At 33.0% G+C, this 1,984-nt stretch carries 1 protein-coding gene and 1 tRNA gene; both read right to left on the minus strand.

The features are described from left to right. Positions 1 to 161: 161 nt before the first annotated feature. On the minus strand, positions 162 to 1,487 hold the full coding sequence (locus tag FPG59_RS15655) for a trigger factor (protein WP_086455475.1): 1,326 nt from the start codon (positions 1,485 to 1,487) through the stop codon (positions 162 to 164). A 320-nt stretch (positions 1,488 to 1,807) separates the two neighbouring features. Continuing rightward, positions 1,808 to 1,879, minus strand: a tRNA-Glu gene (locus FPG59_RS15665). Positions 1,880 to 1,984 lie beyond the last annotated feature (105 nt).

Raw genomic sequence — 1,984 nt, forward strand, 5'->3', positions numbered from 1 at the left:
AAACAAAAGAGCGTCAAAAAAAATTTTTTCTGACGCTCAAATATAGGTAATTTTTATTGTTTTGCATTTGAAATAAAATCTTAAAATTTGAAACAACTAGCGAAATTGTTTTCAGTTTTTTCAACTTTTGACTTTATGACATTTGACTTTACGACTAGAATTTATTCTCCGTAGGATGCAGCAATAAACTCTTCGTAAGTAACTTCTTTAGTCGTTGGGTTTGCTTTTTCTTTGAATAATTCTAATAATTTTTCAGCAACAACTTGATCAGAAAGTCTTTTTACTTCATCTTGGTTTGATAAAACTCTTGCTACAATTCCTTGAACTTCTTCGTCAGTAGGATTTGTTTGTCCGAATTGTGCCATTTGCTGACGAATGTTTTTAACTGTGAATGTTTTCAAGTCTTCAAAAGTGATTTTGATGTCAGATTGCGCCATAGCTCTACCTTCGATCAATTGAAAACGCAATCCTTTTTCAGAACGTGCATACTCAACCTCAGCTTCTTCTGGAGTTAATTTTTTCTCACCAACAGTTTGCAACCATTTTTTCAAGAACTCAGCTGGCAAATCAAACTTAGTACTTTCAATTAAGAACTCCGTTACATCACCTAATAATTTTTGATCTGCTTGAGCAGCAAATTGGCTTTCAGCGTCCTCTTTTATTTTTCCTTTCAATTCTTCAAGTGAAGAGATTACTCCTGCACCAAACAATTTATCAAACAATTCTTGATTCAATTCAGCTAATTCAGCTTTGTTAATTGCTTCTATAGTGAAGTTTACATCAACGTCTAAACCGTGAACGTCATCATGATTTACTTTCATCACGTCCATCAATTGGTGATCGTCTTCAAATAAACCTTTAGTATTTACAGTTACCACATCACCTACTTTTTTACCAATGAATAAATCAAAAGTAGCTTTGTCTTTAAAAAGATCAGCAGCAATAGTGGTAGCATTATTAATTCCTTTTTCTTCGTTAGAGAATGTTCCCGTAACATCTGAATCAGCTGCAACAACTTCTTGAGGAATTGCAGTTCCAAATTGTTTTTGGATTCTTTCTACTTGACCATCAATAAGTTTATCATCAGCAGTAACTACATATTTTACGATGTCGTTTTTAGCTTCTAAATCCAATTCGAAATTAGGAACCAAACCAATTTCATATTCGAAAGTCAATTCTTCAGCACTCCAGTCAAAGTTTTCATTCACTTTAAGCAATGGAGTTCCTAGCAGGTTCAAACGCTCTGATTGCACATAACGCTCTAAGGCAAGATCAACCACTTTTTGTACTTCTTCCTCTTTGATTTTTTTGCCGTATTGTTTTTCAACTAAGTCTTTAGGCACAGCACCTTTTCTAAAACCTTTAACAGTTGCCAAAGGCATTTTTTCGTTTATTCTTTTTGCTACTTGACCTTTATAATCCATATGAACAACTGTCATTACAATTGTTTCATTTACAGCGTCTATTGCTACTCTTTTAATATCCATCTTCTTCTTTAATTTACATTATAAATTCGGAATGCAAAATTATAAAATTTTTACAAGCCAACCAAGTATTTTATCAAGACCCTTTTTACCTAATTTCTTATTTAAAATCTTAAAAAAGACCTTTACCAGAATACAAATTATTGAAGTGATTGTTCTTTGCCTTTTTGCTGCAAGCCTAAGGTATCTGCCTACAGATTTCGGACTGTTTCCGATTAGAGAATTGTTTAGATTTTCATTAAACAAAAAAAAGCCTCGAAAATTCGAGACTTTTTTTGATTGTGTGTGAATTATTGACCTAATACATCAAAATTGAAAGTTTGTAGCCCGTAGCGGAATCGAACCGCTCTTACATGGATGAAAACCATGCGTCCTAACCGATAGACGAACGGGCCTGCTTTTATTTCGGGTGCAAAAATAGAAACATTAATTTAAAATCCAAAAGAAATCACTGTTTTTTTTATAAAAAAACAAGAACCACATGGAATAAAACCCACAAC

The organism is Flavobacterium sp. FPG59 (assembly GCF_002150205.1).
In the GTDB taxonomy this organism is placed as follows: Bacteria; Bacteroidota; Bacteroidia; order Flavobacteriales; family Flavobacteriaceae; genus Flavobacterium.